We start from the raw sequence: 22,333 nt of genomic DNA, 5'->3' as shown, positions 1-22,333 counted from the left end.
CCTGTCGCATCCGGCGAAACGTCTCAGACCGATGCGTCGAACGCGGCCGTTCTCCTGGCCCACCGCTCGGCATCGGCCGCGCGGATGTCCGTGGCCACCGACGCCATCACGCGTCCCGGCCGCTCCAGGTTGGTCTTGCTCGCCGCGGCGACGTCCGACGCCCAGTCCGCCGGTACGCCGTTCAGGCCGCTGAGCGCACCGGTGATCGCGCCGGCCATCGACGCGATCGAGTCGGCGTCCCGGCCGTAGTTCGTGCCGCCGAGCACAGCCCGTCGTACGTCGCCCTCGGAGACGAGCACGAACCCGAGCGCCACCGGCAGCTCCTCGATCGCCTTGGTCCGGCTCGGCCGCCGGGCGTCCAGCGACTGGTCGCGGTAGTCCGGCCCGACCAGATCGTACGGCTCGATCGCCTTGCGGAGCAGGGGAATCGCCTGCTCCCACTCGGTGATCCCGTCCGCAGCCGCGACCACCGCCTCGACGGCCCTCCGAGTGCCGTCCTTGGCCAGCTTGACGGCCGCTTCCACGGCTGACGCCGCGGTGGCCCCCGGCGTCATCGCGGCGGCGACGGCGGCCGCGAACACGCCGGCCGCCTCCCGCCCGTAGCTCGACTGATGCGCACCGGCGACGTCGATCGCCTCGGCATAGGCCCCGGCGGGATCGCCCGCGTTGGCGATCCCGACCGGCGCCATGTACATCGCCGCACCGCAGTTGACGATGTTGCCGACCCCGGCCTCGCGCGGATCGACATGCCCGTAGTGCAACCGGGTGACCAGCCACTTCTCGGCCAGGAACACCCGGTGCAGCAGCAGCGCGTCCGTCTCCAGCTCGGGCACCCACCGGCGCCCGTTCAGCATCTTCGGCACCAGCAGGTCCGCGATCGCGTACGCGTCCAGGTGAGTACGGCGCTCGTCGTACACCTCGACCAGTGCGTGCGTCATCAAGGTGTCGTCGGTGATGTGCCCGTCGCCCTTGTGGTACGGCGCGATCGGCCGGGCGGTACGCCAGTCGTCGTACCAGGGACCGACGATGCCGGTCACCCAGCCGCCGTGCCGCTCCCGGATCGCCTCCGGGGTCCAGCCCTCGACGGCACCGCCGATCGCATCACCGACCGCGGAGCCGACGAGGACGCCTGTTGCCTTATCTTCCAACACAGTGCCGGCCTTTTCTGGCATCAGCTGTTGACCTGGCCCCATCCGTCGTTCAGCTTCTTGCCCAGCGTGGCGAGATCGGTCTTGTTCGCCAGGTACTCCTGGAGTGCCGGCGTCGCGATCTGGTCCTTCCACTTCGGGTAGTTCTCCACGCTCTGGAACGGCGCCTTGGTCAGCTCGTTGCCGCTGACCAGCGTCTGCTGCCAGCCGTTCTTGCCGCCGGTCGCCTTCAGGATCGCGTCCCGGGCCGCCTGCGTGGTCGGGATCAGCCAGTCGCCCTGACCGACCGCGGCCAGGTTCTCGGCCTTCATGTAGTAGTCGATGAACTTCGCCGCCTGCTCGATGTGCTTGCCCTCGGCCGGCACCGACAGCGTCTGCGGGTTCGCCGCTTGCTTGCTGCTGGTGCCCTTCAACGGCGGCAGCACCTCCCACTGGAAGCCCTTCGGCGCCTCCTCCAGGATCTGCTGCGCGGCGTAGTTGCCACCGACAACCATCGCGTACTTGCCGGCGTAGAACCCGGGCAGTACGTCGGAACCGCTCTGGGTCAGCGAGGTCGGGTCGATCGACTTGTCCGTGTAGGCCATGTCGTGGATCCGCTTCGGCACCGCGAGCTCGGCGTCACCGATCTTCGCCTTGGCGTCCCGCCCGGAGCCCTCGAAGAACTGCCCGTCGAAGTTCATGCCCAGGTTCAGCACGGTCGCGGTCGGGCTCTTCAGCCCCCAGCCCAGGCCGTACTTGCCGTTCGCGGTCAGCTTCTTCGCGTCGGCGGCCAGGTCGTCCCAGCTGAGCGAGTCACCGGTCGCCGTGATGCCGGCCTGCTTGAGCAGCGCGGTGTTGGCGAAGACGACGTACGACTGGAGCAGGGTCGGCGCGGCGTAGACCTTGCCGTCGCTGGAGACAGTGTCCCAGACGCCTTGCGACACGGCGTCCTTGGTCTCCTGGCTCAGGTACGGCGAGAGGTCGGCGAGGTAGCCCTGGTTGATGAACCCGGTGATGTCGGCGGACTCGTCGTGGATGATGTCCGGCGCCGTACCGCCCTGGAACTGGGTCACCAGTTGGTCGTGGACCGAGTCCCAGCTGCCCTGGACGTACTCGACCTGGATGTTCGGGTTGGCCGCATTCCAGTCTGCGACGATCTTCTTGGTCGCGGCGACGGTCGTCTTCTGGAAGGCGAGGCTCTGGAACTTCAGCGTCACCTTCTCGGTCGACGAGCCGGAGCCGCCGGATCCGTTGTCGTCACTGTTGCCACCGCACGCCGCAAGTGTCACCAGGGCGCTTGCCGCGAGCAGCGCGGTCATTACTTTCTTCATTGCATCTCCTCAGGGGATTTCTAACCCTTGACTGCGCCGCTCAGCAGGCCGGACGTCAACCGGCGCTGAAGGAAGGCGAAGAACACCAGGCTGGGGACTGTGGCTAGGACTGACGCTGCTGCCAGTGGGCCGAACTGGACCTGACCTTCAGCTCCGACGAAGCGCGCGAGTACGAGCGGCAGCGTCTTGAGGTCCGGGTCCTGCAGCAGGACCAGAGCGAAGAAGAACTCGTTCCACGCCGAGATGAAGGTGAACATCGCGGTCGCGATCAACCCCGGCCGCAGCAGCGGCATCACGATCGACACGATCGTGCGAAGCCGACCGGCGCCGTCGACGGATGCGGCCTCTTCCAGCTCGCGCGGTACGGCGGCGACGTACCCCTGCAGCATCCACAACGCGAATGGCATCGACCAGACCATATAGACGATCACCACCCCAGGGATCGTGTTGGTCAGGTGCAGCGGCCGCAGGATCATGAACAGCGGGATGACGATCAGGATCACGGGGAACACCTGGCTGACCAGGATCCAGCCGTTCGTGATCGGCCGCAGCCGGCTGCGGAACCGGGCCAACGCGTACGACACGGGCAGCGAGACGATCAGCACCAGGATCGTGCTGGCGATCGAGATCTGCAGGCTGTTCATCAGCCCGCGGACCAGACCTTGCTCGCTCAGAGCGTCGCTGTAGTTGGAGAAATCGACGTTCTTCGGCAGGATCGTCGGCGTGATGCTGGCGAACTCCTGCGGCGACTTCAGCGAACTGGAGATCAGCCAGAGCAACGGAAAGCCGAGAAACACCAGGTAGCAAACGACGGCGACGTACTGCAGAACCCTTGCAGTGGGACGTGTTCTCATGCCTCGCTCCTGAGCCGGTTCCGGAGGTAGAAGGCGAGGAACAAGATGATGATGACCACCATCACGTCACCCATCGCGGCCGCCATCCCGAAGTTCCCGTAGCGGAACGCCTCGTTGTAGGCGAACAGCATCGGCAGCATCGTCTTGCCGCCCGGTCCGCCCGCGGTGAGCACGTAGACCAGGCCGAACGAGTTGAAGTTCCAGATCATGTCGAGGCTGGTGATCGCGACGATGACGGTCCGCAGCTGTGGCAACGTGATGTTCCAGAACTGGCTCCACGCGCTCGCGCCGTCCACCGCGGCGGCCTCGTACAGCGATCGGTCGATGCCCTGCAGGCCGGCCAGTAGCGTGACCGTCGTCATCGGCATGCCGACCCAGATACCGACCACGATCACCGCGGGCAACGCCGTACTGAAGTCGCCGAGGAAGTTGATCGGATGGTCGGTGAGGTGCAGCTTCTGCAGGATCTCGTTGACCGGGCCGTTCGTCGGGTGCAGCAGCAGCCGCCACATGATCGCGACGACCACCGGCGGCATCGCCCACGGGATCAGCGCCAGCGTCCGGGCGACGCCGCGGAACTTGATGTTGGTGTTCAGCAGCAGCGCCAGGCCGAGCGCGGCGACGAACTGCAGGATCGTCACCGACAAGGTCCAGATGATGCCGATCCGGAACGAGTCCCAGAACAGGCCGTTGTGCAGCAGCCTGGAGAAGTTGCCGAAGCCGATGAAGTTCGTGTCGACCCGCAAGCCGGCGCGCGCATCGGTGAAGCCGAGCGCGATCCCGCGAATCAGCGGGTAGACGCTGAGCAGAAGAACCGGCAGCAACGCGGGCAGAAAGAGAAAGATCGCCTCGCGGTTCTGCTTCGGCCTGCCCGTCTTCCTGATCGGCGCTTCCGGTGGCGCCGTCACCGTCGCGGTCATGGGGCCTCCCGCCCTGGACTGAGGAACGCAGGGAGCGAAGCGACTGGAGAGACGAGGGAAGGGCGGGAGCCAAGGCCCCATGACCCCCGCGCCGGAGGCGCGGCATTCAACACGGTCATGGGGTGGACCTCCGCACACTCAGAGACGGCTGTACGACGATCCGCCGCGGACTCCGGGCCGGGTCGTCAATCCTTGCCAACAGCAACTCAGCCGCCCGCCGCCCCCGCTCCGCCGACCCCAGATTCACACTCGTCAACGGCGGAAAACTCTGCTCAGCCAGTTCACTGTCATCCATCCCAACCACAGCAACATCTTGTGGAACGCTCAGCCCGTAGGCGGCGAGTTCGTGCATCACCCCAACGGCAAGCAGATCGTTGGCACAGATCACCGCGCCGGGACGGCTCTTCTTGAACAGCTTCTTGCCCGCTTCCCGTCCAGCCGCGAAGGTGAAGTCGGCGGCTTCGATCTCACCTGCCGACCGCAGCTTGAACTCCTTCATGGCTTCGGCGAAGCCTTTCGCACGAGCTGTGCCGGGCACCGTGTCCGCAGGTCCATTCACGAAGGCGATCTCCTGACGACCCTTGGCAGTCAGGTGCTCAACCGCCAACAGAATGCCTTTCGGGGAGTTCGCGCGGACGGTGTCGACACCTGCTTTGGGGGGGACGTTTCCGGCGACGACCACCGGGACCTCGCACTCGCGGATCGACTTGATCAGGTCTTCGTCGACGCGCAGCGGGCTGATCACCAGGCCGTCGGCGTACCCTCGCGCCATCCCCCGAACCAGCGCGACCTCGTCCACCACATCCGGCCCGGTCGTCGTCACCACCAGCCGATAGCCCGCCGCTGACACCACTTCCTCGACCGCGCGCATCATCGTCACGTAGACCGGGTTACCGACGTCCGCGACGGCCAGCGTGAGCTGGAACGTCCGGCCGACCTTCAGCGACCTGGCCCGGGCATCCGGCACGTAGCCGAGCTCCTCGACGGCCCGCTGCACCCGCTCGACCATCTCCTCGGTGGCCGGCAGACCGTTCAGCACGCGCGACACCGACGCCACCGAGACCCCGGCTGCCCGGGCCACTCCAGCGATCGTCGGACGACTCACGCCCGCCTCCTGTAATCGTTCTTGTAATCGTTTACAACGGCGACATTAAGACGACATCCAGACCGCGTCAACACCGGGTAGGCGACGACCGCATGGTGAAACCGGACCGTGACCCGACGGATATCCAACTACTCTCATTGACTTAGTCGAGATATCCGGGAGCCCATTCCATGACAGACAAGCCGCCGCCCTCGGCTCGGAAGGTCGCGATCGCGGCCTGCGTCGGGGCGACCATCGAGTGGTACGACTTCTTCCTCTACGGCACCGCCGCCGGCCTGGTCTTCAACAAACTCTTCTTCTCCGACCTCAGCGGCCCCGCCGCCCAGTTCGCGTCCTTCGCCACCTTCGCGGTCGGCTTCCTGGCCCGCCCGGTCGGCGGCCTGCTGTTCGGCCACTTCGGCGACCGCATCGGCCGCAAGCAGATGCTGCTGCTCACCCTGGTCATCATGGGCCTCGGCACGACGCTCATCGGACTGCTCCCGAGCTACGACACCATCGGCGTCTGGGCGCCCGTACTGCTCGTCGTCCTGCGCATCCTGCAAGGCATCGGCGTCGGCGGTGAGTACGGCGGCGCGGTCCTGCTCGCGGTCGAGTACGCACCGAAGACCCGGCGTGGCTTCTTCGGGAGCTTCGCGCACATCGGCGTACCAGGTGGACTGTTCCTGGCGTCGGCCGCGTTCTCTCTGGCCGGACTGCTGCCGGACGATGCGTTCCTCGCGTGGGGCTGGCGGATCTGCTTCCTGGTCAGCGCGGTATTGCTTGCCATCGGCGCCTATATCCGGCTGTCGGTGATGGAGACACCCGCGTTCGCAAAAGTCCGCGAGCGCAAGGAGGTCTCCAGCATCCCGTTCGTCGACCTGCTGAAGCAGCACCCGCGCTCGCTGCTGCTCGGCATGGGCACCCGCTACATCGAGGGCTTCACCTTCAACCTGTTCTCGGTCTACCTCCTGTCGTACGTCGCCAACGACCTCGATCTGCCCCGCAGTTACGCGCTGAACGGAATCGTCGTCGGTGCGCTGATCGGCGTGATCCTCGTTCCGATCGCCGGCGGACTGTCCGATCGCTTCGGACGGAAGCCGGTGTATCGCGCCGGAACGTGGGCCGCGTTGCTGTTCGCTTTCCCGGCAGCGGCGTTAGTCCAGCACGGGACATCCGTGAGCGTGTTCATCGCGCTGGCGGTCGGGGTCGGCGTACTGGATGGAGTGATCTATGGACCGCTGGCCGCCTTCTGGGCTGAGCTGTTCAGCACACGGGTGCGGTATACGGCGCTCGGTGCGCTGTATCAGTTGTCCGGCATCGTCGCGTCCGGGCTGACGCCGTTGATCGCGGCCTGGCTGGTGAGTCTCGGCGGTGGCGACCTGTGGTGGCTGGCGACGTACAACGTGCTCATCGCTGTGATGAGTCTGCTGTCGGCGCGCGCACTCCCGGAGACCCTCGGCCGCGATCTCGACGAAACCCCACGCGTACTGGATGGAGCTACCCGATGACTCTGACTTTCCACTGGTTCCTGCCCACGTCCGGAGACTCGCGGAACATCACCGGCGGCGGCCACGGCGCAGAGGTGGTGCACCGGGACCGCCGCGTCACCACGCGCTATCTGCGGCAGATCGTCACCGCGGCCGAGGAGCTCGGCTTCGTCGGCGCCCTGACGCCGACCGGATTGTGGTGTGACGACGCTTGGTTGTCGACGGCATCGTTGCTCGATTCAACCGATCGGCTGAAGTTCCTGGTCGCGTTCCGGCCGGGCCTGCTGGCACCGACGCTGGCTGCGCAGATGGCCGCGACGTTCCAGAACCAGTCGGGTGGGCGATTGCTGCTCAACGTGGTGACGGGTGGCGAGCCCGCCGAGCAGAAGGCGTTCGGCGACTTCCTGAGCAAGGACGAGCGGTACGAGCGGACCGACGAGTTCCTGACCATCGTGCGGAAGCTGTGGGCACACGGGGACCCGTTCGACTTCAACGGCAAGCATCTGCGGGTCGAGCAGGCGCGGCTGGTGTCGGTGCCGGATCCGACTCCGCCGATCTACTTCGGTGGCTCATCGGCCGCGGCTGGTCCGGTCGCAGCGGGGCAAAGCGATGTCTACCTGACCTGGGGCGAGCCGCCCGCCGCAGTGGCCGAGAAGATCGCCTGGATTCGCAAACTGGCCGACGAGGCGGGCCGGGCGGTCCGGTTCGGCATCCGCCTGCATGTCATCACTCGCGACACCTCCGACGACGCATGGCGCGAGGCCGCGCGGCTGCTCGACGCGCTGCCCCCGGAGACGATCGCGAAGGTCCAGGAGAGCCTCCGCCGCAGCGAATCCGAAGGCCAGAAGCGCATGCTCGCCCTGCACGGCGGCCGGCCCGAAGATCTCGAGATCTACCCCAACCTCTGGGCCGGCGTCGGCCTGGCCCGTGGTGGCGCCGGTACGGCGTTGGTCGGTAGCCACGACGAGGTCGCTGACCGCATCAAGGAGTACGCCGACCTCGGCATCGAGGAGTTCATCCTCTCCGGCTACCCACACCTCGAAGAGGCCTACTGGTTCGGCGAGTCAGTCCTCCCCCGCCTCCAACGCGACGGCTTGTGGGTGCATCCGTCAGAACCCGTCAGCACCCGCCAAGCCGCCGTACCGTTTGCCGTTCAAGCCCGGTAGAAGAGCCAGGCGTCGGCCATGCGCTGGGACTGGCCGGGCGTGAACTCGGTGTAGCAGGAGTCGAACGAGTAGTCCATGTAGTTGTGGATCGGGTCGAGGCCGGGTGCCTTGCAGGTGTCCTTGCCTGCCGGGCATCCGGACGTCGGCGTCTTCTCCGGCGGGTGTCGGCGACGAAGTCGCCCTTCGCGTTGCAGCCGCCGAAGAAGGTGTGCTCGAGGTTGAGCCAGTGCCCGACCTCGTGCGTCGTCGTCTCGCCCTGGTCGTACCGGCCGGCGTACGTGGTCGACGTACCGAGGAAGGACTCCCAGTTGATGACCACGCCGTCGAGATACCTCACGTACCCCCAGGCAGTCCGACTGTAAGCACGCCAGGCGCACCAGCGGAAGGGCTACTCGTCCTCTTCGTCGGCGCCCGGCCGCTCGGCCCACGGGGTTTCCTTGGCCGGGCGGACGACGATCAGTTTGTCGCCCGCGGCAAGGACCGAGACGTTCGAGTCGTAATATCGGTGGACTTTTCCGTCTCGTACGACGGAGACGACGCGGTCCGGCAGCGCCGCTGGGGGCTTCCCGACCTCGCGGCCGAGGACGGGGCGTTCGGCGACCTCGAGGCCCTCGCCGTACGTCAGCAGGTCTTCCATCACCTCGCCGAGGTTCGGGCTGACCGCGGACAGGCCGAGCAGCCGGCCGACCGCCTCCGACGACGTGACGACCGCGTCGGCGCCGCTCTGCCGGAGCAATGGGACGTTGTCCTCTTCCCGGACCGCGACGATGATGTGCGCGTTCGGGTTCAGCTGGCGGACGGCGAGGGTGACCAGGACGGCCGAGTCGTCCCGGTCCGTGGTCACGATCACTTCGCTCGCCGTCATCACCTCGGCGCGGCGCAGCACCGTCCGGTTCGTCGCGTCGCCGTGGAATGCGGCCATCTGATCGTTGCCCGCGTCACCGATCGCCGTGGCCCGCGGGTCGATCACCACGATGCGGTCGCGCTTCACCCCGTTGCTGAGTAGCGTCTGGACCGCGGAACGGCCCTTGGTGCCGTAGCCGACGACGACGGTGTGGTCTTTCATGCGCTTCCTCCATCGTGTGTCGCGCATGACGCGGCGACTCTCGTTGGCCAGGACTTGCAGTGTCGTGCCAACCAGCACCACCAGGAACGCTATCCGCAGTGGCGTGACGATGAAGGCGTTCACCAGCCGGGCCGTCGACGTCACCGGAGTGATGTCGCCGTACCCGGTCGTGGTGAGCGTGACCGTCGCGTAATAGACGCTGTCGATCAGGTCGACATGACCGTCGTAACTGTCCTTGTAGCCGTCACGGTCGACCACCACGATGAGCACCATCAGGGTCAACAGCCCCAGCGCGATCAGAAAGCGGCTGAAGAGCTGGAAGAGCGGCGAGCGCGTGCTCGCGGGCAGGTTGACCAGAAGACCGTGTGGGTTGCGACCGGTGGGCAGGGATGGCACGTGTCTGACGATATTGCACCGGGGTCCGATCCACCGCATGCGACAGGCTCTGGTCGGACAGCGCGACCGTCACCATCAGGCTGTCACCGTCCTGGACCACCCGGGTCCGCATCCGCAGACCCTCGATCGTGCGGAGCATCGCAACGTTCTCCGGCTGCACCATGCAGATCGCCCGGTCGGCCCCCAGCGCCCGGGCCTCGCTGATCAGCCGGCGCAGCAGCTGCGACCCCAGCCCTTGCCGCTGCCAGCCGTCTTCCACCAGTACGGCGACCTCCATCGCCGTACTGCCGAGCTCCTCCCACGGAGCGGCCGTCGCCATCCCGATGACGGCGTCACCGACCGCCGCGACGATCGAGACGCCACCGGCCGGTGCGGACAGGTGCCGCGCGGTCCGGGTGGTCAGCCTTGGCATCGGCACGTGGTAGCGCCGGGTGCGGCTCTCGTACGAGCACCGCTCATGCATGGCGACGACAGCCTCCGCATCGTCGACAGTGGCCGGCCGCAGGTCCGGTACGGCGCTGCCGGGGCGCGGGCCCTCGATCACGTGACCTTGGACCCGCTCAGCCAGCCGGCCGGCGATCTCCACCAGTACGTCGGCCCGGGCCCACTCGGCCGGGGTGTACTCCTCGAAGCCCTGCAGATTGCCCAGCTCGTCGTCGACGGACACCGGGTCGTCGATCAGCCGCAGTACGGCGCGCAGGTACCGCGTCGGGGCGTCACTCAGTACGTCGGCCTGGCAGGGGCGGACCGTCGTACTGGAACAGCCTGCCTCGGCGGCGAGGGCGACCAGGCCGTCAGCGGTCCAGCCGACGCCGGTGGAGACCACCAGCTCGTCGACAGCGCCGGTCTCGGCGGTGAACACTTCCAGGCTCAGAATATTGATGTCGTCCGCACCACACCGTGCAGCGAGTTCGGCCAGCGCACCGGGCCGGTCGGCGAGTTCAGTCCTGATCTTCCAGAGCATGCGGACGCCCTCCCTCGTAAGCGTCCTTCCAGACTGCGGTCCGCCTGTTGCCTCACCGGGTCCGCAATGTTACGCCCGCGTCAAGATGTCGGCTTTGGCTGTCAGCGGCGGCGGAGGGTGGGGATGAGTTTGGGTTTGCGGGCGGCGAGGACGGCGGCGGGGTCGCGTTTGTCCAGGTCGGCGTGCCGGAGCAGCTCCGGGTAGGTGTTCGCCGGGACCGGCGGGTAGGTGGTGACGATCGCGTCGCCGCTGAAGACGAAGAAGATCGCCTGACCGTCCTTGATCACCTTGAGCAAAGACCCGTCGCGGACGGTGAGAGCATGTTCGAGCGCCTTCTTCCGGGCCGTGCGCTTCGCCAGCGCCGCCTGGACCGCCTGTTGCGCCGGCTCGCGACCATGCTTGATCGCCTCCACCGCCAGCGGCCCGTACCGCACGCCGTACTTGACCAGGTTCTTGGCCAGCTTGCCTTTCCCACCCGTCGCACCCGCCATGTACTCGAGCCTACTGACTACACCGGGTCGGCATGCGATCGTTGGCTGCGTCAGGCAGGATTGAGCGTGTGACCAGCTCCAATCCGCGCCGGCCGATCATGCCGGGGAACAAGTTGTTCGAGTCGTTGCCTGGTGCTGCCGACCCGGCGACTGTGACCGAGGTCGCGCACCGGACCGCCGAGCTGCTGGTCCGCGGGGTCCGCTCGTCGGAGGACACCGAGGTGCACGCGCGGGTGGTGAAGCTGGCCGACGACTACGGCCTCGACGAGCTCGCGGAGCTCTGGTCCGACGCACCGGCCGACTCCCTGCCCGGCTCGCTCTGGCGGCTGTACCTGCTCCGCTCCTGGGTGCACTCCAACTCCGAAGAGGTCTCCCGCGAGTTCGCGACCGGACGCAAGTACGCCGAAGTGCACGCGGTGGTCGCTGGAGTCGCTGAGCCGCCTGGTCCGGCCGAGGTGCGCGACATGGTCGACGCCGTACTGCGAGGTGTCGCGACCGGGGACTTCGCGACCACATTGGACCGGGCGGCGGCGTTCGCGCGGATCGTCGCGACCGGGCGGGCGCACCTGGCCGACGACGGGCACGACCAGGTGCTGTCGGCGTCGAAGCTGGTCGAGATGGCGGATCAGCTGCAGACCGCGGCGCGGGCCGAACGCGCCGGGCAACTCTGGTAGTCGCTTGACGATTGCGCGGCGCTCGGCATTGGTGGTTGCGCGTCGGGAGCTTGGATGCTATGGCGTCTTGAAGGCCGGGAAGCCAACAGGACAAGGGGTTTTGACACCCGCTACACTGTTCGAGGTGTCGGGCCGGTGCAAGCCCCGGGTCCCAAATTAAGCCGCTACGAGCGGCCACGCGCCGTGAGGCGCTTCCCGGTCCGGCGCCACATACTTCCCAGTCTCATCACAGTCCTGGAAGTTTTCTTACCAGGATTGATTCCCCTGCGGGGGCTGATCCACACCGCTTTCGGCGGTCGACGGCGACTCCCACGAGTAGTTGCCGCGCTGCCACCGGAACAGGTTGTAGACCAGCTCCAGGTTCGTCGAAGCGGCCAGCACATCCCAGAAGCCCTGCCCGTAGAACCCGTACTGCCCCAGCGACACCCCATCAGCCAGCAGCTCGGTGTTCCCCAGATCCAGGAACCCCTGCCGCGCGAAGTGCCCCGGCTGACTGTCCGACCACGCGGGGAAGTTGCTCCAGACCGAGTTCCCCTCCCGCGCCGCCGGTGCGTACTTCAGCCCGGTCGTCTGATCCGTCACCATCCCCGGCCGCAGCCCCGCCTTGTACCAGCTCTCCGCGTGCCGGCTCCCAGCCTGGTACGACGTCGCAGTCGACGTCATCAGCGTCGCGAACGGCCAGCTCATCGCATCCGAGTGCCCGACCATCTGCGACACACGTCGCATCGATTGTCGCCAGCTCGCGATCGCGGACCCGATGCTCCGGCTTCCCCTTGATCTGCTGCTCATGCGTGAAAGCGAGGCTGTACAGGTACGGCGACTTGGCTGCGGCCGGTGACGCGAACTGCCAGCCCTCGACCACCTCGAACGTCCCGCGCTTCGCCTTCCCCGTCGTCCCGAGGTAGATCGACTTGATCCGGGTGCCGAAGCTGCGGCTGGAGGCCAAGATCCAGTTGTCGATCACCCGCCCGTAGGTCAGGCTGCCGCCCTTGCGTTCGGTCGGCCGTTGCGTCGTCACCTTGGCCTCGGCCGCCGTACGAGCGTCATACGTGATCGTGAGGTTCTTCGTCAGGGTGATCTCGGGGTCGCCGAGAAAGGCGTACGACTCGACCAATCCGTCGGCGTCGCCGGTAGCGATGATCGCGGCGAGCGAGTACGTGCCGGCCCGCAGATGCAGCGTCTGATCCGCGCCCTCGAACCCGATCCGTTGGGCGGCGATGCTGTCGGTGTCGAACACGTCCAGCGCGGTGATCGACGAGGCGGGCTTCCCGTTGCGGTCGATCAGCTTGAAGGTGACGTCGACGTACTGCGGCTCGAGGTACAAGCCGACCGGGGTGACGACCGTGCGTCCGTCGTTGCTGGTAGCAACCACCCGTGCGCTGATCGCGCCGTACAGGCCGTAATCCACGGAGACCGTGGGATCGACGACCAGCGGCAGCGAAGCGGTCCCACCGGCCGGGATCGTCAGCGAGCTCGAGCCAAAGCTGATGAGTGCACGTGGCAACGTCTTCCCGTTGTTGCCGCGGGCATCGACGGCGAACTTCAGCGTCACCGGCTCTTTCCCAGTGTTGCGATAGGTCAGTTGCTTTGTCGTCTTATCTGCCGCCGTATGCGGCCAGGCGAAGGTCCCGAGGTCGGTCGTCGCCGGTCCGGTCACCTGCTGCGTGATCGCGTTGGACACGCTGAGCTCGCCGACTCCCTGCTCGTAGACCCCGGCGGTGCTTGCCGACCGCACCGAGTTCTGCAGGATCGCCTTCAGCTCGGCACCCCTCAACTCAGGATGCTTCTGCTTGAGGATCGCCGCCGCGCCCGCGACATGCGGCGTCGCCATCGAGGTCCCGCTCATGTCGATGTACGCCGAATCGCCGCGACCGCCGGCCCGCGCCGCGGTGATGTCCACGCCAGGCGCCGCGATGTCGGGCTTGACCGCGTGGTTGCTCATGACCGGCCCGCGGCTGGAGAAGTCCGCGGTGGTCTGAGTGAGATCGGTCGCGGCAACGGTCAACGCGGACGCGGCACAGCCCGGGCTGCTGATCGTCTCGGCCGGGCCGTAGAGGTTGCCGGCCGCAACGACGAACAGGACACCCGACGATGCGCTGATCCGGTCGACGGCGGCCGCCATCGGGTCGGTGCAGTCGACGGGTTCCGACGTACCGATGCTCATGCTGATCACGTCGGCGCCCTGGGCAACGGCCCACTCCATACCGGCGATGATCCAGGACAGGTCGCCCTGGCCGTAGTCGTTCAGGACCTTTGCCGAGAGCAACTCGGCGCCCGGAGCAACACCCTTGATCTTGCCGTTCGAGGCGACGCCGCGGCCGGCGACCGTGGACGACGTGTGCGTGCCGTGGCCGTCGTGGTCGACGGCGTCGGGGCTGTCGGTGAAGTTCTGCTCGGCCTTGACCGCGCCGGCCAAGTCCGGGTGCTCCGCGTCGACACCGGTGTCGAGGACGGCGACGGTCGTACCGGTTCCGTCGTAGCCCGCTTGCCAGGCCTGCGGGCCGCCGACGTACGGGACGCTCCGGTCAAGGGTCCCGGCCGCCACACAACCGTCAGCTGGGAGGCATCGTGCTCGACGTGCTGGGACTGGATGACCCCGAGGAACTCGCCTACCGCGCCCTGATCGAGGTGCCGTCGTACGACGCCGCCGGGCTGGCGGGGCGGCTCGGCTGTCACCCGGTGGAGGCCGCGCGCGCACTGGCGGCGCTGGAGACGCTCGGCCTGGCCGCACGCTCCAGCGGCGGCACGGACCGGTACGTCGCGTCTCCCCCATCGGTCGCACTCGCCGCACTGGCCGTGCAGCGTGAGGAGGAGCTGCGCCGGGCTCAGCGCGAGATCGAGTCGCTGGCCGAGGTCTACCGCGGTACTGACACCGACCGTGAAGTGGGCGACGTCGTGGACGTCGTACGCGGGGCCAAGGCCGTCGGGCAGCGGTTCGCGCAGCTGCAGATGTCCGCACGCGAGGAGGTCCTCGGCTTCGTCAAGGCGGAGATCGCGGTGGTACCACCCGAGGAGAACAAGGAGGAAGACGCCGCGGTCACCCGTGGGGTGCGCTACCGCGTGGTGATCGAGCGGAGCGCGTTCGACCGCCCTGGGTTCTTCGCTGCCGCGTCTGACTCACTACAGGCGGGTGAGGAGGTCCGGGTGGTGCAGGAGCTGCCGATCCGGATGCTGATCGTGGACCGCCGGATAGCGCTGGTGCCGCTGCTCTCCGGCTCAGGAGGCAGTATCGGCGCGCTGATCGTTCACAGCAGCGGCATGCTCGATGCACTGCTCGCTCTGTTCGACCGCGTCTGGCGCGACGGCCTGCCGCTCGTACTGGGCACAGACGGCATGGTGGAGGGTTCGTCCGACGGTCTGCCCGAGCTGGACGCCCGCATTCTGGGCCTGCTCCTGGCCGGCCTCACCGACCAGGCTGTGGCCAACCAGCTGGGCCTTTCCATGCGCACGGTCCAGCGCCGCGTCCGCGCTCTGATGGACCTCGTCTCCGCTGACACCCGTCTCCAGCTCGGCTTCCACGCTGCCCGAAGGGGCTGGGTCTAAGGGTGATCCAGGGGTTATCCCCCTATCGATATCGCCCGAACACGAGCACACTCGGGAGAAACAAAAATACGGCTGGGGGCCGCTGACCGCCAGGGAGGGGCGATGGTCGGCATGGTGGGGACTACGACTGCCGAGGTAGTGCACGCGGAGGGGATCGTCCGGGTGTACGGCGAGGGCGACACAGCTGTCCACGCGCTACGTGGGGTGAATGTGCAGATCGAGCCCGGACAGCTGACGGCGGTGATGGGGCCATCCGGGTCGGGCAAATCGACGCTGATGCACATCCTGGCCGGGCTGGACCGGCCGACGTCGGGGTCGGTACAGATCGCCGGGACCGAGATCACCACGCTCGGCGACGACGCGCTGACCAAGCTGCGCCGCAAGCACATCGGCTTCATCTTCCAGTTCTTCAACCTGCTGCCGATGCTCACCGCACGGGACAACGTCGTACTGCCGCTGACCATCGCCGGTGAGAAACCGGACCAGCAGTTCTTCGACGAGCTGATCGGGCGGGTCGGGCTGAGCGATCGGCTCGAGCACCGGCCGGCCGAGTTGTCCGGTGGTCAGCAGCAGCGGGTCGCGATCGCGCGGGCGCTGGTGTCGCGGCCGACTGTCGTGTTCGCCGACGAACCGACCGGCAACCTGGACTCCCGGACCAGCGGCGAAATCCTCGACCTGATGCGTGGCTCGGTCGAGGAGTACGGCCAGACCACGGTGATGGTCACGCATGACGCGAAGGCCGCCGCGATGGCGGACCGGGTGCTCTACTTGGCCGACGGCGAGATCGTGAAGGAAACCGGTCGCTCCAGCCAGCACGAGATCCTCCAGATCATCGACACGCTGGATCTGCAGTGATCCGGTTCGCTCTGCAGGGCCTGCTGGCTCGCAAGCTCCGTACCGCGCTGACCGCGATCGGCGTCGTACTGGGAGTTTCGCTGATCTCGGGCACCTACGTGCTCACCGACTCGATCACGTCGGCGTTCGATTCGATCTTCACCGAGAACTACAAGAACACCGACGCCGCGATCACCGGGAAGTCCGCGTTCGACCCGGCCGACGACGGCACCACGACGGCACCGGCGTTCTCGCAGGACCTGCTGCCGAAGGTTCGCGAGCTGCCGCAGGTCGGCGCGGCCGGCGGTGGGGTCTTCGGCGAGGCGCAGCTGATCGGCCGCGACGGCAAAGCGATCGTTTTCGGCGGCGCGCCGAACCTCGGCTTCAGCGTCGATCCGGCGCTGCCGCAGTTCAACACGCTCTCGCTGGTGAAGGGCGCCTGGCCCGCGGCCGGCGAGGTCGTGATCGATACGCACACCGCTGCGGAGAAGGGCTTCAAGGCCGGCGACGAGATCGGCATACAGGCACGCGGTGCGGCTGAGCGGATGCGGGTCTCCGGGCTGGTCGAGTTCGGTGCGGTGTCGTCCATCGGTGGCGCGACGCTGGCCGGGTTCGAGCTCGGTACGGCGCAGCAACTGTTCGGCAAGACCGGCAAGCTGGACCAGATCCTGATCGCGGCCAAGAAGGACGTCGACAAGCAGCAACTGATCGCGTCCGTCCAGCAGATCCTGCCGCCGGCCACCCAGGTCCGGACCGCGGAGGACCAGGCAGCCGAGGATGCGGAGGGGACGACCGAGTTCCTGAACTTCCTGCAGACGTTCTTGCTGGTCTTCGGCGGGATCGCGTTGTTCGTCGGCTCGTTCGTGATCGCGAACTCGCTGTCGATCACGATCGCCCAGCGGACCCGCGAGTTCGCCACGCTCCGCACGCTCGGGGCGTCCCGCCGCCAGATCCTCGGCACGGTCGTGCTCGAGGCGGTGGTGACCGGGTTCGTCTCAGCTGTGGCCGGGTTGTTCCTTGGATTGGCGATCGCGACCGGCCTGTTCAATCTGTTCGACGCCGTCGGGTTCACGCTGCCGAACAACGGGCTGGTGTTCGAGACCCGGACGATCGTGGTGGCGATCATCGTCGGCACCGTCGTGACCGTGGTGGCGAGTCTCCGGCCGGCTTGGCGTGCGACGCGCGTACCGCCGATTGCCGCAGTACGGGAGGGGGCGACGCTGCAGCCTGGGCGGTTGCATCGGTTCCGTCCTGTGGGTGCTGCGTTGCTCGCGCTGGCAGGGATCGCCGCCGCACTGGTCGGGTTGTTCGTCGACGGTTTGAAGACGAGCACGCTGCTGTCTCTGCTCGGTCTTGGGGTGCTGCTGCTGTTTATCGGGATCGCATCCTTCTCGAACCGGCTGGTGCGTCCGCTGGCGGCTGTGTCGGACCCGATCGCGCGCTGGTCGGTCGTCGTACTGACCGCGCTGATCTGGCCGTTCATCCTGCTGCCGTACTGGGCGATCCGGCGGCTGTTCGGCCAGCATCCGGAGTTCCCCCGCGTGCTGCCGGATCGGCCGGCGGTCGAGATCGGCGGGCAGAACAGCCGCCGCGATCCACAACGCACGGCGTCGACCGCGGCGGCGTTGATGATCGGGCTTGCCCTGGTCACGCTCGTCGCCACCTTGGGCGCAGGGCTGATCAAGCCCTTCGAGGACGCGGTCGACGGGATCTTCAGCGCCGACTACGCGATCACCGCGCAGAACAACTTCAGCCCGCTGCCACCGAGTGTGGCTGCCGCAGCGGCCCAAGTGCCAGGTGTGTCTGAGGTGACCAGCGTCCGCGGTGGTCAGGCGAGGGCGTTCGACAAGACGATCTCGATCACGGCGATCGACAAGACGGCCCCGGAGCTGCTCAGGTTCGACTGGCGAGACGGCTCGCAAGCGTCGCTTGGCCAGCTGGATCCGAACGGCGCGATCGTCGACGACGAGTACGCCGGCGACCACGGCCTCTCGGTGGGGTCGACGCTCGGCCTGGAGATGGTGACCGGCAAGGTGCTGCAGTTCCAGGTGCGCGGGATCTTCCGCCCGCCCGCGGGTGGGTCGCCGTTCGGGAACGTGACGATCGCGACCGCCACGTTCGACAGCGAGAACCCGCAACCGCAGAACATCTACACCTTCCTGAACATGGGCGGCGGTGTCACCCCGGAGAACACGGCCGCGCTCAGCACAGCGCTGCAGACCTTCCCGAACGCGAAGGCGATGACCCGGGACCAGTTCAAGAAGGCGCAGACGGACAGCATCAAGGGCCTGCTGAACGTGCTCTACGTCCTGCTCGCGCTGTCGGTCCTGGTCAGCCTGTTCGGCATCGTGAACACGCTCGTGCTGACGGTTTTCGAGCGTACTCGCGAACTCGGCATGCTGCGCGCGATCGGCCTGACCAGAGGCCAGGTGAAACGGATGATCCGCCAGGAAAGTGTGATCACGGCCTTGATCGGCGCGGTGATCGGCATCGTCCTGGGGCTGGTCCTCGCGGGCTTGCTGGCGGCCCGGCTGGACGAGATCACCTTCACCGTCCCGGCCGGTCAGCTGGTGATCTTCGCCGTCGTCTCGGTCGTCGTCGGCATCTTCGCCGCTATCTGGCCGGCCCGCCGCGCGGCGCGTCTGAATCCATTGGAGGCACTGCAGTATGAGTAGTTGTACGCAGGAGAGCTGAGCCTTTGGGGTTGTAGCTTCCCGACCTATGAAGCGAATCACCGCCCTCGCTGTCGTGCTCGTCCTGGCCGGATGCTCGACGGTGGATTCGAAGGACATCCGCACCAGCGGGATCACCGCTGACCTGCTCGTCTCGCTGCCGGAGGACACCGACGCGGCCGACGTCACCGCGTCCCTCCGCGTCGGGACCCTCACCTTCGTCGAGCTCGGCGACGGCGAGGACATCACCGCCTCGGGCGCCGGTAAGACCGTTCAGCTCAAGCACCGCCGCTCCGCCGGCGCGACCGACTACCGCAACCGGCTCGACGGAGTGGTTGCTCCAGGCACCGAAATCACCTTCGACCTGGAGCGATCCGGCGACGACACCTCCGCGCCCAAGTCGACCATCGCCCTGCCGGCACGGGTCCGCCTGACGGCGCCGGCCAGCGGTACGACGTACTCGCGCCGCCAGGCCATCGACGTACGGTTCACCAGTGAGCCGTCGCAGGCAGGGGCGATCCTGAGCTGGGCCGGCGAGTGTGTCACCACGGGAAGCCTGCAACTGGAGGGCGGACGGACCTCGGTGACGATCCCGGCCGGCTCGATCACGCCGTCCATGGCGACACCGACACCTGGCGTCAAGCCAACGACGACCTGCCCGATCAACCTCACGCTGACCCGGCGGGACGAGGGGACGCTGGATCCGGCCTTCAAGAACGGCACGATCGCGGCCGAGACCCAGTCCACCCGGCGAATCACCTCCACTCCGTAGCCGTCCGGCGACACGCGGCGGTCACCGGTCGGCCTTTTGTCGGCTACCTTCACGAAGGCACAGGTATCCCTGGGGCAGCCAGCCTCGGGTGCGTCCGCCCATACCGTTGGAAAGGTTTCCCTCATGCGCCGCCTTGCCCGCGCGCTCCTCCCGCTTGCCCTCGTCGCCACTCTGCTGCCCGCCGCGCCGGCCGCCGCGGCCCGTGGCGACTTCGACATCCAGGCTCACCGCGGTGGTCTCGGGCTGACCGTCGAGAGCACGATCGCGTCGTTCTCGCACGGCCTCGAGCTCGGTGTCAGCACGCTGGAGCTGGACGTCCAGATCACTCAGGACGGGTACGCCGTCGTCACCCACGACCGCAAGGTCTCCGGCACCAAGTGCAAGGACACCGCGCCGTACACGCCGAACGACCCCGAATACCCGTACGTCGGCAAGTTCATCAACACGCTGTCGCTGAAGCAGGTCAAGCAACTCGACTGCGGTTCGCAGACGCTGCCGAACTTCCCCGGTCAGCAGCCCGACCCCGGCGCCCGGATGCCGGAGCTGCGGGACATCTTCGCGCTCGTGCACCGCTACCACGCGTACGGCGCCAAGCTGAACATCGAGACGAAGGTCGAAGCCGGCGCACCCTCCGAGACCGCGCCGCGCGAACAGTTCGTGCAGGTGGTCGCGCGGGAGATCCGTCAGGCACACATCGCCCGGCAGGTGACGATCCAGAGCTTCGACTGGGGCGCACTCATGCGGATGCGCGAGGTCGCGCCGGAGCTGCCGCTGGTCGCGCTGACGAACTACGACTTCCTGCAGGTCGGTCAGCCAGGCAAGTCGCCGTGGCTGGGTGGCCTGGACATCGACGACTTCGGCGGCGACCTGGTGAAGGCGACCAAGTCGTTCGGCGCGTCGGCCATCTCACCGGTGCACGGCTTCCCGCAGGACGGCAAGGTCACCGACCCGACCTACCGGCCGTACGTCACCGCCGACATGGTCAAGTCCGCGCACGCGGCCGGGATGAAGGTGGTGCCGTGGACGGTCGACGACCCGGCGACCATGCAGTCGCTGATCGACAAGGGCGTCGACGGGATCATCACCGACTACCCGGACCGGCTGCGTTCCGTCGTACGCACCGACGGCTTCAAGCTTCCACGCGCGTACAACGCTCCCGCCGTACAGGCGCTGCCGTCGGCGCACGCGCACAACGACTACGAGCACCGGCGTCCGCTGCAGGACGCGCTGGACCGCGGTTTCAACAGCGTCGAGGCAGACGTGTGGCTGGTCGACGGCGAACTGCGGGTCGCGCACGACCTGGCAGACGCCAAGCCGGGCCGGAACCTCGAGAGCCTCTACCTGAAGCCGCTGGCCGATCGGGTGCGTGAGAACCACGGCCAGGTCTACAAGCACGGCCGGGACTTCCAGCTGCTCATCGACATCAAGAGCGACGGCCCTTCGACGTACGCCGCTGTCGACAAGGAACTGGAGAAGTACCGCGGCATCAGCACGGTGTTCGTCGACGGACGCGTGCTGACGGGTGCGGTGACGTCGGTGATCAGCGGCAACCGGCCCCTCGACGTACTCAAGGGTCAGAAGGTCCGGTATGCCGGGTACGACGGACGGCTCGGCGATCTGCAGTCGGGGATGCCGGCGTCACTCATGCCGCTGGTGAGCGACAACTGGACGAACAACTTCACCTGGAACGGTATCGGCCCGATGCCGGCGGCGGAGCGCAGCAAGCTGCACGACATCGTGGTAACGGCTCACCACGCCGGCTACCGGGTGCGGTTCTGGGCGACGCCGGACGCGCCGGGTGCGGCGCGGGAGGCGCTGTGGAGCGAGCTGGCCGCGGCTGGGGTCGACCACATCAACACGGACGATCTGCACGGCTTGGAGGACTTCCTCCGCAGCTAGGGTTTGACTTCCGTGAGGGCGATGAGGTTTGCGCCCTCACGGAAGGCCTTGCGTTGGCGGACGGCTCCGTTGCCGGTGGCTAGTACCCGCTGGATGGCGTCGTCAACCATGGCTGAGTCACCCAGTTCCTGCAGCGCCGGTTCGACGTACTGGCGTAGTCCTTCGACTGCCTTGGTCATGGGCATCGGCTCGGCCTTGAGGACGTCCAGCGCGTTGCCGGTGAGTCCGTCGCGTGCAGCCAGCCAGTAGGCCGCTCGCAGTACTTCAGGCTCCAGCGTCGGGCCTTGGGTGCCCTGGTCCAGTGCTGTCATCACCAGCGCGCGGATGAGCGTGGCAAGCAGTACGGTCTCGTCCACTGTGAGCGGGATGTCGCTGACCCGCACCTCCACTGTCGGCAGGTGTGTGGACGGCCGGACGTCCCAATAGACCATCTGCTCATCCAGCAGCGTGCCGGCAGCCATGTGCATCGCCACCAGCGCCTCGTAGTGCTCCACCGACTCCAGGTACGGCGGTGGGCCAGCACACGGCCAGCGTGTCGCCATCAGCCACCGCCAGCTCGCAAAGCCTGTGTCCTGCTCCAGATAGATCGGTGAGTTCGCGGTGAGCGCCAGCAGAGTCGGCAGCCACGGCCGCAGGTGGTTGCTGACCCGCACAGCCGTCTCCTTGTCGTGTACGTCGACATGCACGTGGCAACCGCACACACCTTGCTCCCGCGCCAGCAGGCCCCACCGCGCCGCCAGCTCCAGGTAGCGCCGCTTGTTGGTGATCGACTGGGCTGCCTTGCCGTGTGGAGGTACTGCGATCGCCAACAGCCGTGCACCCTCCTCAGCGGCTGCCTTCGCGAGCTTGGAGCGCATGTCGGTCAGATGGGCGCGCAGCTCGGAGGAGGTCTGGCACACCGGAGTGTTGATCTCCACCATCGCCCTGGTCAGTTCCAGGGCGACGTCCAGGTCCTTGAGGTCCTCCACGACCGCTTTGCTGCGTGGGAGTGGATCACCGGTGGCGGATACAAGCAGGAGCTCTTCTTCGACTCCGAAGGAAGGGTGCTTCACT

General features: G+C 67.3%; 19 protein-coding genes and 1 pseudogene. 8 read left to right on the top strand and 12 right to left on the bottom strand.

The window, feature by feature from the left end:
• Positions 1-23: 23 nt before the first annotated feature.
• The 5 genes from EV646_RS35045 to EV646_RS35025 all read right to left on the bottom strand — a co-directional run bounded on the left by EV646_RS35045 (position 24) and on the right by EV646_RS35025 (position 5,337).
• Positions 24-1,172 carry an ADP-ribosylglycohydrolase family protein gene (locus EV646_RS35045; RefSeq protein ID WP_132156441.1) on the bottom strand — a complete coding sequence of 383 codons (1,149 nt, stop codon included), beginning with the start codon at positions 1,170-1,172 and terminating at the stop codon, positions 24-26.
• Complete coding sequence (locus tag EV646_RS35040) at positions 1,172-2,458, bottom strand: ABC transporter substrate-binding protein (protein WP_132156439.1); 1,287 nt, start codon at positions 2,456-2,458, stop codon at positions 1,172-1,174. Before EV646_RS35040 ends, EV646_RS35045 begins: the two co-directional genes overlap by 1 nt.
• A gap of 20 nt (positions 2,459-2,478) precedes the next feature.
• On the bottom strand, positions 2,479-3,312 hold the full coding sequence (locus EV646_RS35035) for a carbohydrate ABC transporter permease (protein ID WP_132156437.1): 834 nt from the start codon (positions 3,310-3,312) through the stop codon (positions 2,479-2,481).
• Positions 3,309-4,232, bottom strand: a complete 924-nt coding sequence (locus EV646_RS35030; RefSeq protein ID WP_132156435.1) for a carbohydrate ABC transporter permease — start codon at positions 4,230-4,232, stop codon at positions 3,309-3,311. Before EV646_RS35030 ends, EV646_RS35035 begins: the two co-directional genes overlap by 4 nt.
• 115 nt (positions 4,233-4,347) lie before the next feature.
• Positions 4,348-5,337, bottom strand: a complete 990-nt coding sequence (locus tag EV646_RS35025; RefSeq protein WP_132156433.1) for a LacI family DNA-binding transcriptional regulator — start codon at positions 5,335-5,337, stop codon at positions 4,348-4,350.
• Positions 5,338-5,507: 170 nt separating this feature from the next.
• On the opposite strand from EV646_RS35025, the gene EV646_RS35020 reads away from it, so the two are divergent.
• Together EV646_RS35020 and EV646_RS35015 are read left to right on the top strand one after the other, a co-directional pair.
• Positions 5,508-6,824, top strand: coding sequence for an MFS transporter (locus EV646_RS35020; protein WP_132156431.1), 1,317 nt, complete (start codon positions 5,508-5,510; stop codon positions 6,822-6,824).
• A complete protein-coding gene (locus EV646_RS35015; protein WP_132156429.1) occupies positions 6,821-7,969 on the top strand; it encodes an LLM class flavin-dependent oxidoreductase in 1,149 nt (382 codons plus the stop codon). Before EV646_RS35020 ends, EV646_RS35015 begins: the two co-directional genes overlap by 4 nt.
• Before the next feature lie 202 nt (positions 7,970-8,171).
• Here EV646_RS35015 and EV646_RS40445 read toward each other — a convergent pair.
• The 4 genes and pseudogenes from EV646_RS40445 to EV646_RS34995 all read right to left on the bottom strand — a co-directional run.
• Positions 8,172-8,288: pseudogene (locus tag EV646_RS40445) on the bottom strand (zinc metalloprotease); the annotation flags it as partial.
• Positions 8,289-8,357: 69 nt separating this feature from the next.
• Entirely contained in the window at positions 8,358-9,308 is a 951-nt protein-coding gene (locus EV646_RS35005) for a potassium channel family protein (protein WP_241996531.1), read from the bottom strand.
• Entirely contained in the window at positions 9,280-10,395 is a 1,116-nt protein-coding gene (locus EV646_RS35000; protein WP_241996530.1) for a GNAT family N-acetyltransferase, read from the bottom strand. Before EV646_RS35000 ends, EV646_RS35005 begins: the two co-directional genes overlap by 29 nt.
• Positions 10,396-10,496: 101 nt before the next feature.
• Positions 10,497-10,886: a hypothetical protein gene (locus tag EV646_RS34995; RefSeq protein ID WP_241996529.1), complete on the bottom strand. Its 390-nt coding sequence runs from the start codon at positions 10,884-10,886 to the stop codon at positions 10,497-10,499.
• A gap of 68 nt (positions 10,887-10,954) precedes the next feature.
• On the opposite strand from EV646_RS34995, the gene EV646_RS34990 reads away from it, so the two are divergent.
• The gene (locus tag EV646_RS34990; RefSeq protein ID WP_132156425.1) at positions 10,955-11,560 is read left to right on the top strand and encodes an RNA-dependent RNA polymerase family protein; all 606 of its coding nucleotides are present in this window, start codon (positions 10,955-10,957) and stop codon (positions 11,558-11,560) included.
• A gap of 246 nt (positions 11,561-11,806) precedes the next feature.
• On the opposite strand, the gene EV646_RS34985 is transcribed toward EV646_RS34990, so the two are convergent.
• Together EV646_RS34985 and EV646_RS34980 are read right to left on the bottom strand one after the other, a co-directional pair.
• Positions 11,807-11,986 (bottom strand): hypothetical protein, encoded by a 180-nt coding sequence (locus tag EV646_RS34985; RefSeq protein WP_132156423.1) that lies wholly within the window; start codon positions 11,984-11,986, stop codon positions 11,807-11,809.
• Between the two features lie 4 nt (positions 11,987-11,990).
• Positions 11,991-14,105, bottom strand: coding sequence for a S8 family peptidase (locus tag EV646_RS34980; protein ID WP_132156421.1), 2,115 nt, complete (start codon positions 14,103-14,105; stop codon positions 11,991-11,993).
• Between the two features lie 23 nt (positions 14,106-14,128).
• Between EV646_RS34980 and EV646_RS34975 the strand changes: the two genes are divergently transcribed.
• The 5 genes from EV646_RS34975 (at position 14,129) to EV646_RS34955 (ending at position 21,280) form a co-directional block, all read left to right on the top strand.
• Positions 14,129-15,103: a helix-turn-helix transcriptional regulator gene (locus tag EV646_RS34975; protein WP_199237370.1), complete on the top strand. Its 975-nt coding sequence runs from the start codon at positions 14,129-14,131 to the stop codon at positions 15,101-15,103.
• A 102-nt stretch (positions 15,104-15,205) separates the two neighbouring features.
• Positions 15,206-15,958 carry an ABC transporter ATP-binding protein gene (locus EV646_RS34970; protein WP_422386736.1) on the top strand — a complete coding sequence of 251 codons (753 nt, stop codon included), beginning with the start codon at positions 15,206-15,208 and terminating at the stop codon, positions 15,956-15,958.
• Entirely contained in the window at positions 15,955-18,612 is a 2,658-nt protein-coding gene (locus tag EV646_RS34965) for an ABC transporter permease (RefSeq protein ID WP_132156417.1), read from the top strand. The genes EV646_RS34970 and EV646_RS34965 overlap by 4 nt, the downstream gene beginning before the upstream one ends.
• A 46-nt stretch (positions 18,613-18,658) precedes the next feature.
• Positions 18,659-19,381 (top strand): hypothetical protein, encoded by a 723-nt coding sequence (locus EV646_RS34960; protein ID WP_132156415.1) that lies wholly within the window; start codon positions 18,659-18,661, stop codon positions 19,379-19,381.
• Between the two features lie 123 nt (positions 19,382-19,504).
• Positions 19,505-21,280, top strand: coding sequence for a glycerophosphodiester phosphodiesterase family protein (locus EV646_RS34955; protein WP_132156413.1), 1,776 nt, complete (start codon positions 19,505-19,507; stop codon positions 21,278-21,280).
• On the opposite strand, the gene EV646_RS34950 is transcribed toward EV646_RS34955, so the two are convergent.
• A complete protein-coding gene (locus EV646_RS34950; protein ID WP_132156411.1) occupies positions 21,277-22,332 on the bottom strand; it encodes a carboxylate-amine ligase in 1,056 nt (351 codons plus the stop codon). The genes EV646_RS34955 and EV646_RS34950 overlap by 4 nt on opposite strands.
• Position 22,333: the final 1 nt, after the last annotated feature.

The organism is Kribbella antiqua, assembly GCF_004345665.1.
Lineage (GTDB): Bacteria > Actinomycetota > Actinomycetes > Propionibacteriales > Kribbellaceae > Kribbella > Kribbella antiqua.
Note: the sequence above shows the minus strand (reverse complement) of the source record. Positions and strands in the feature narration are given on the sequence as shown.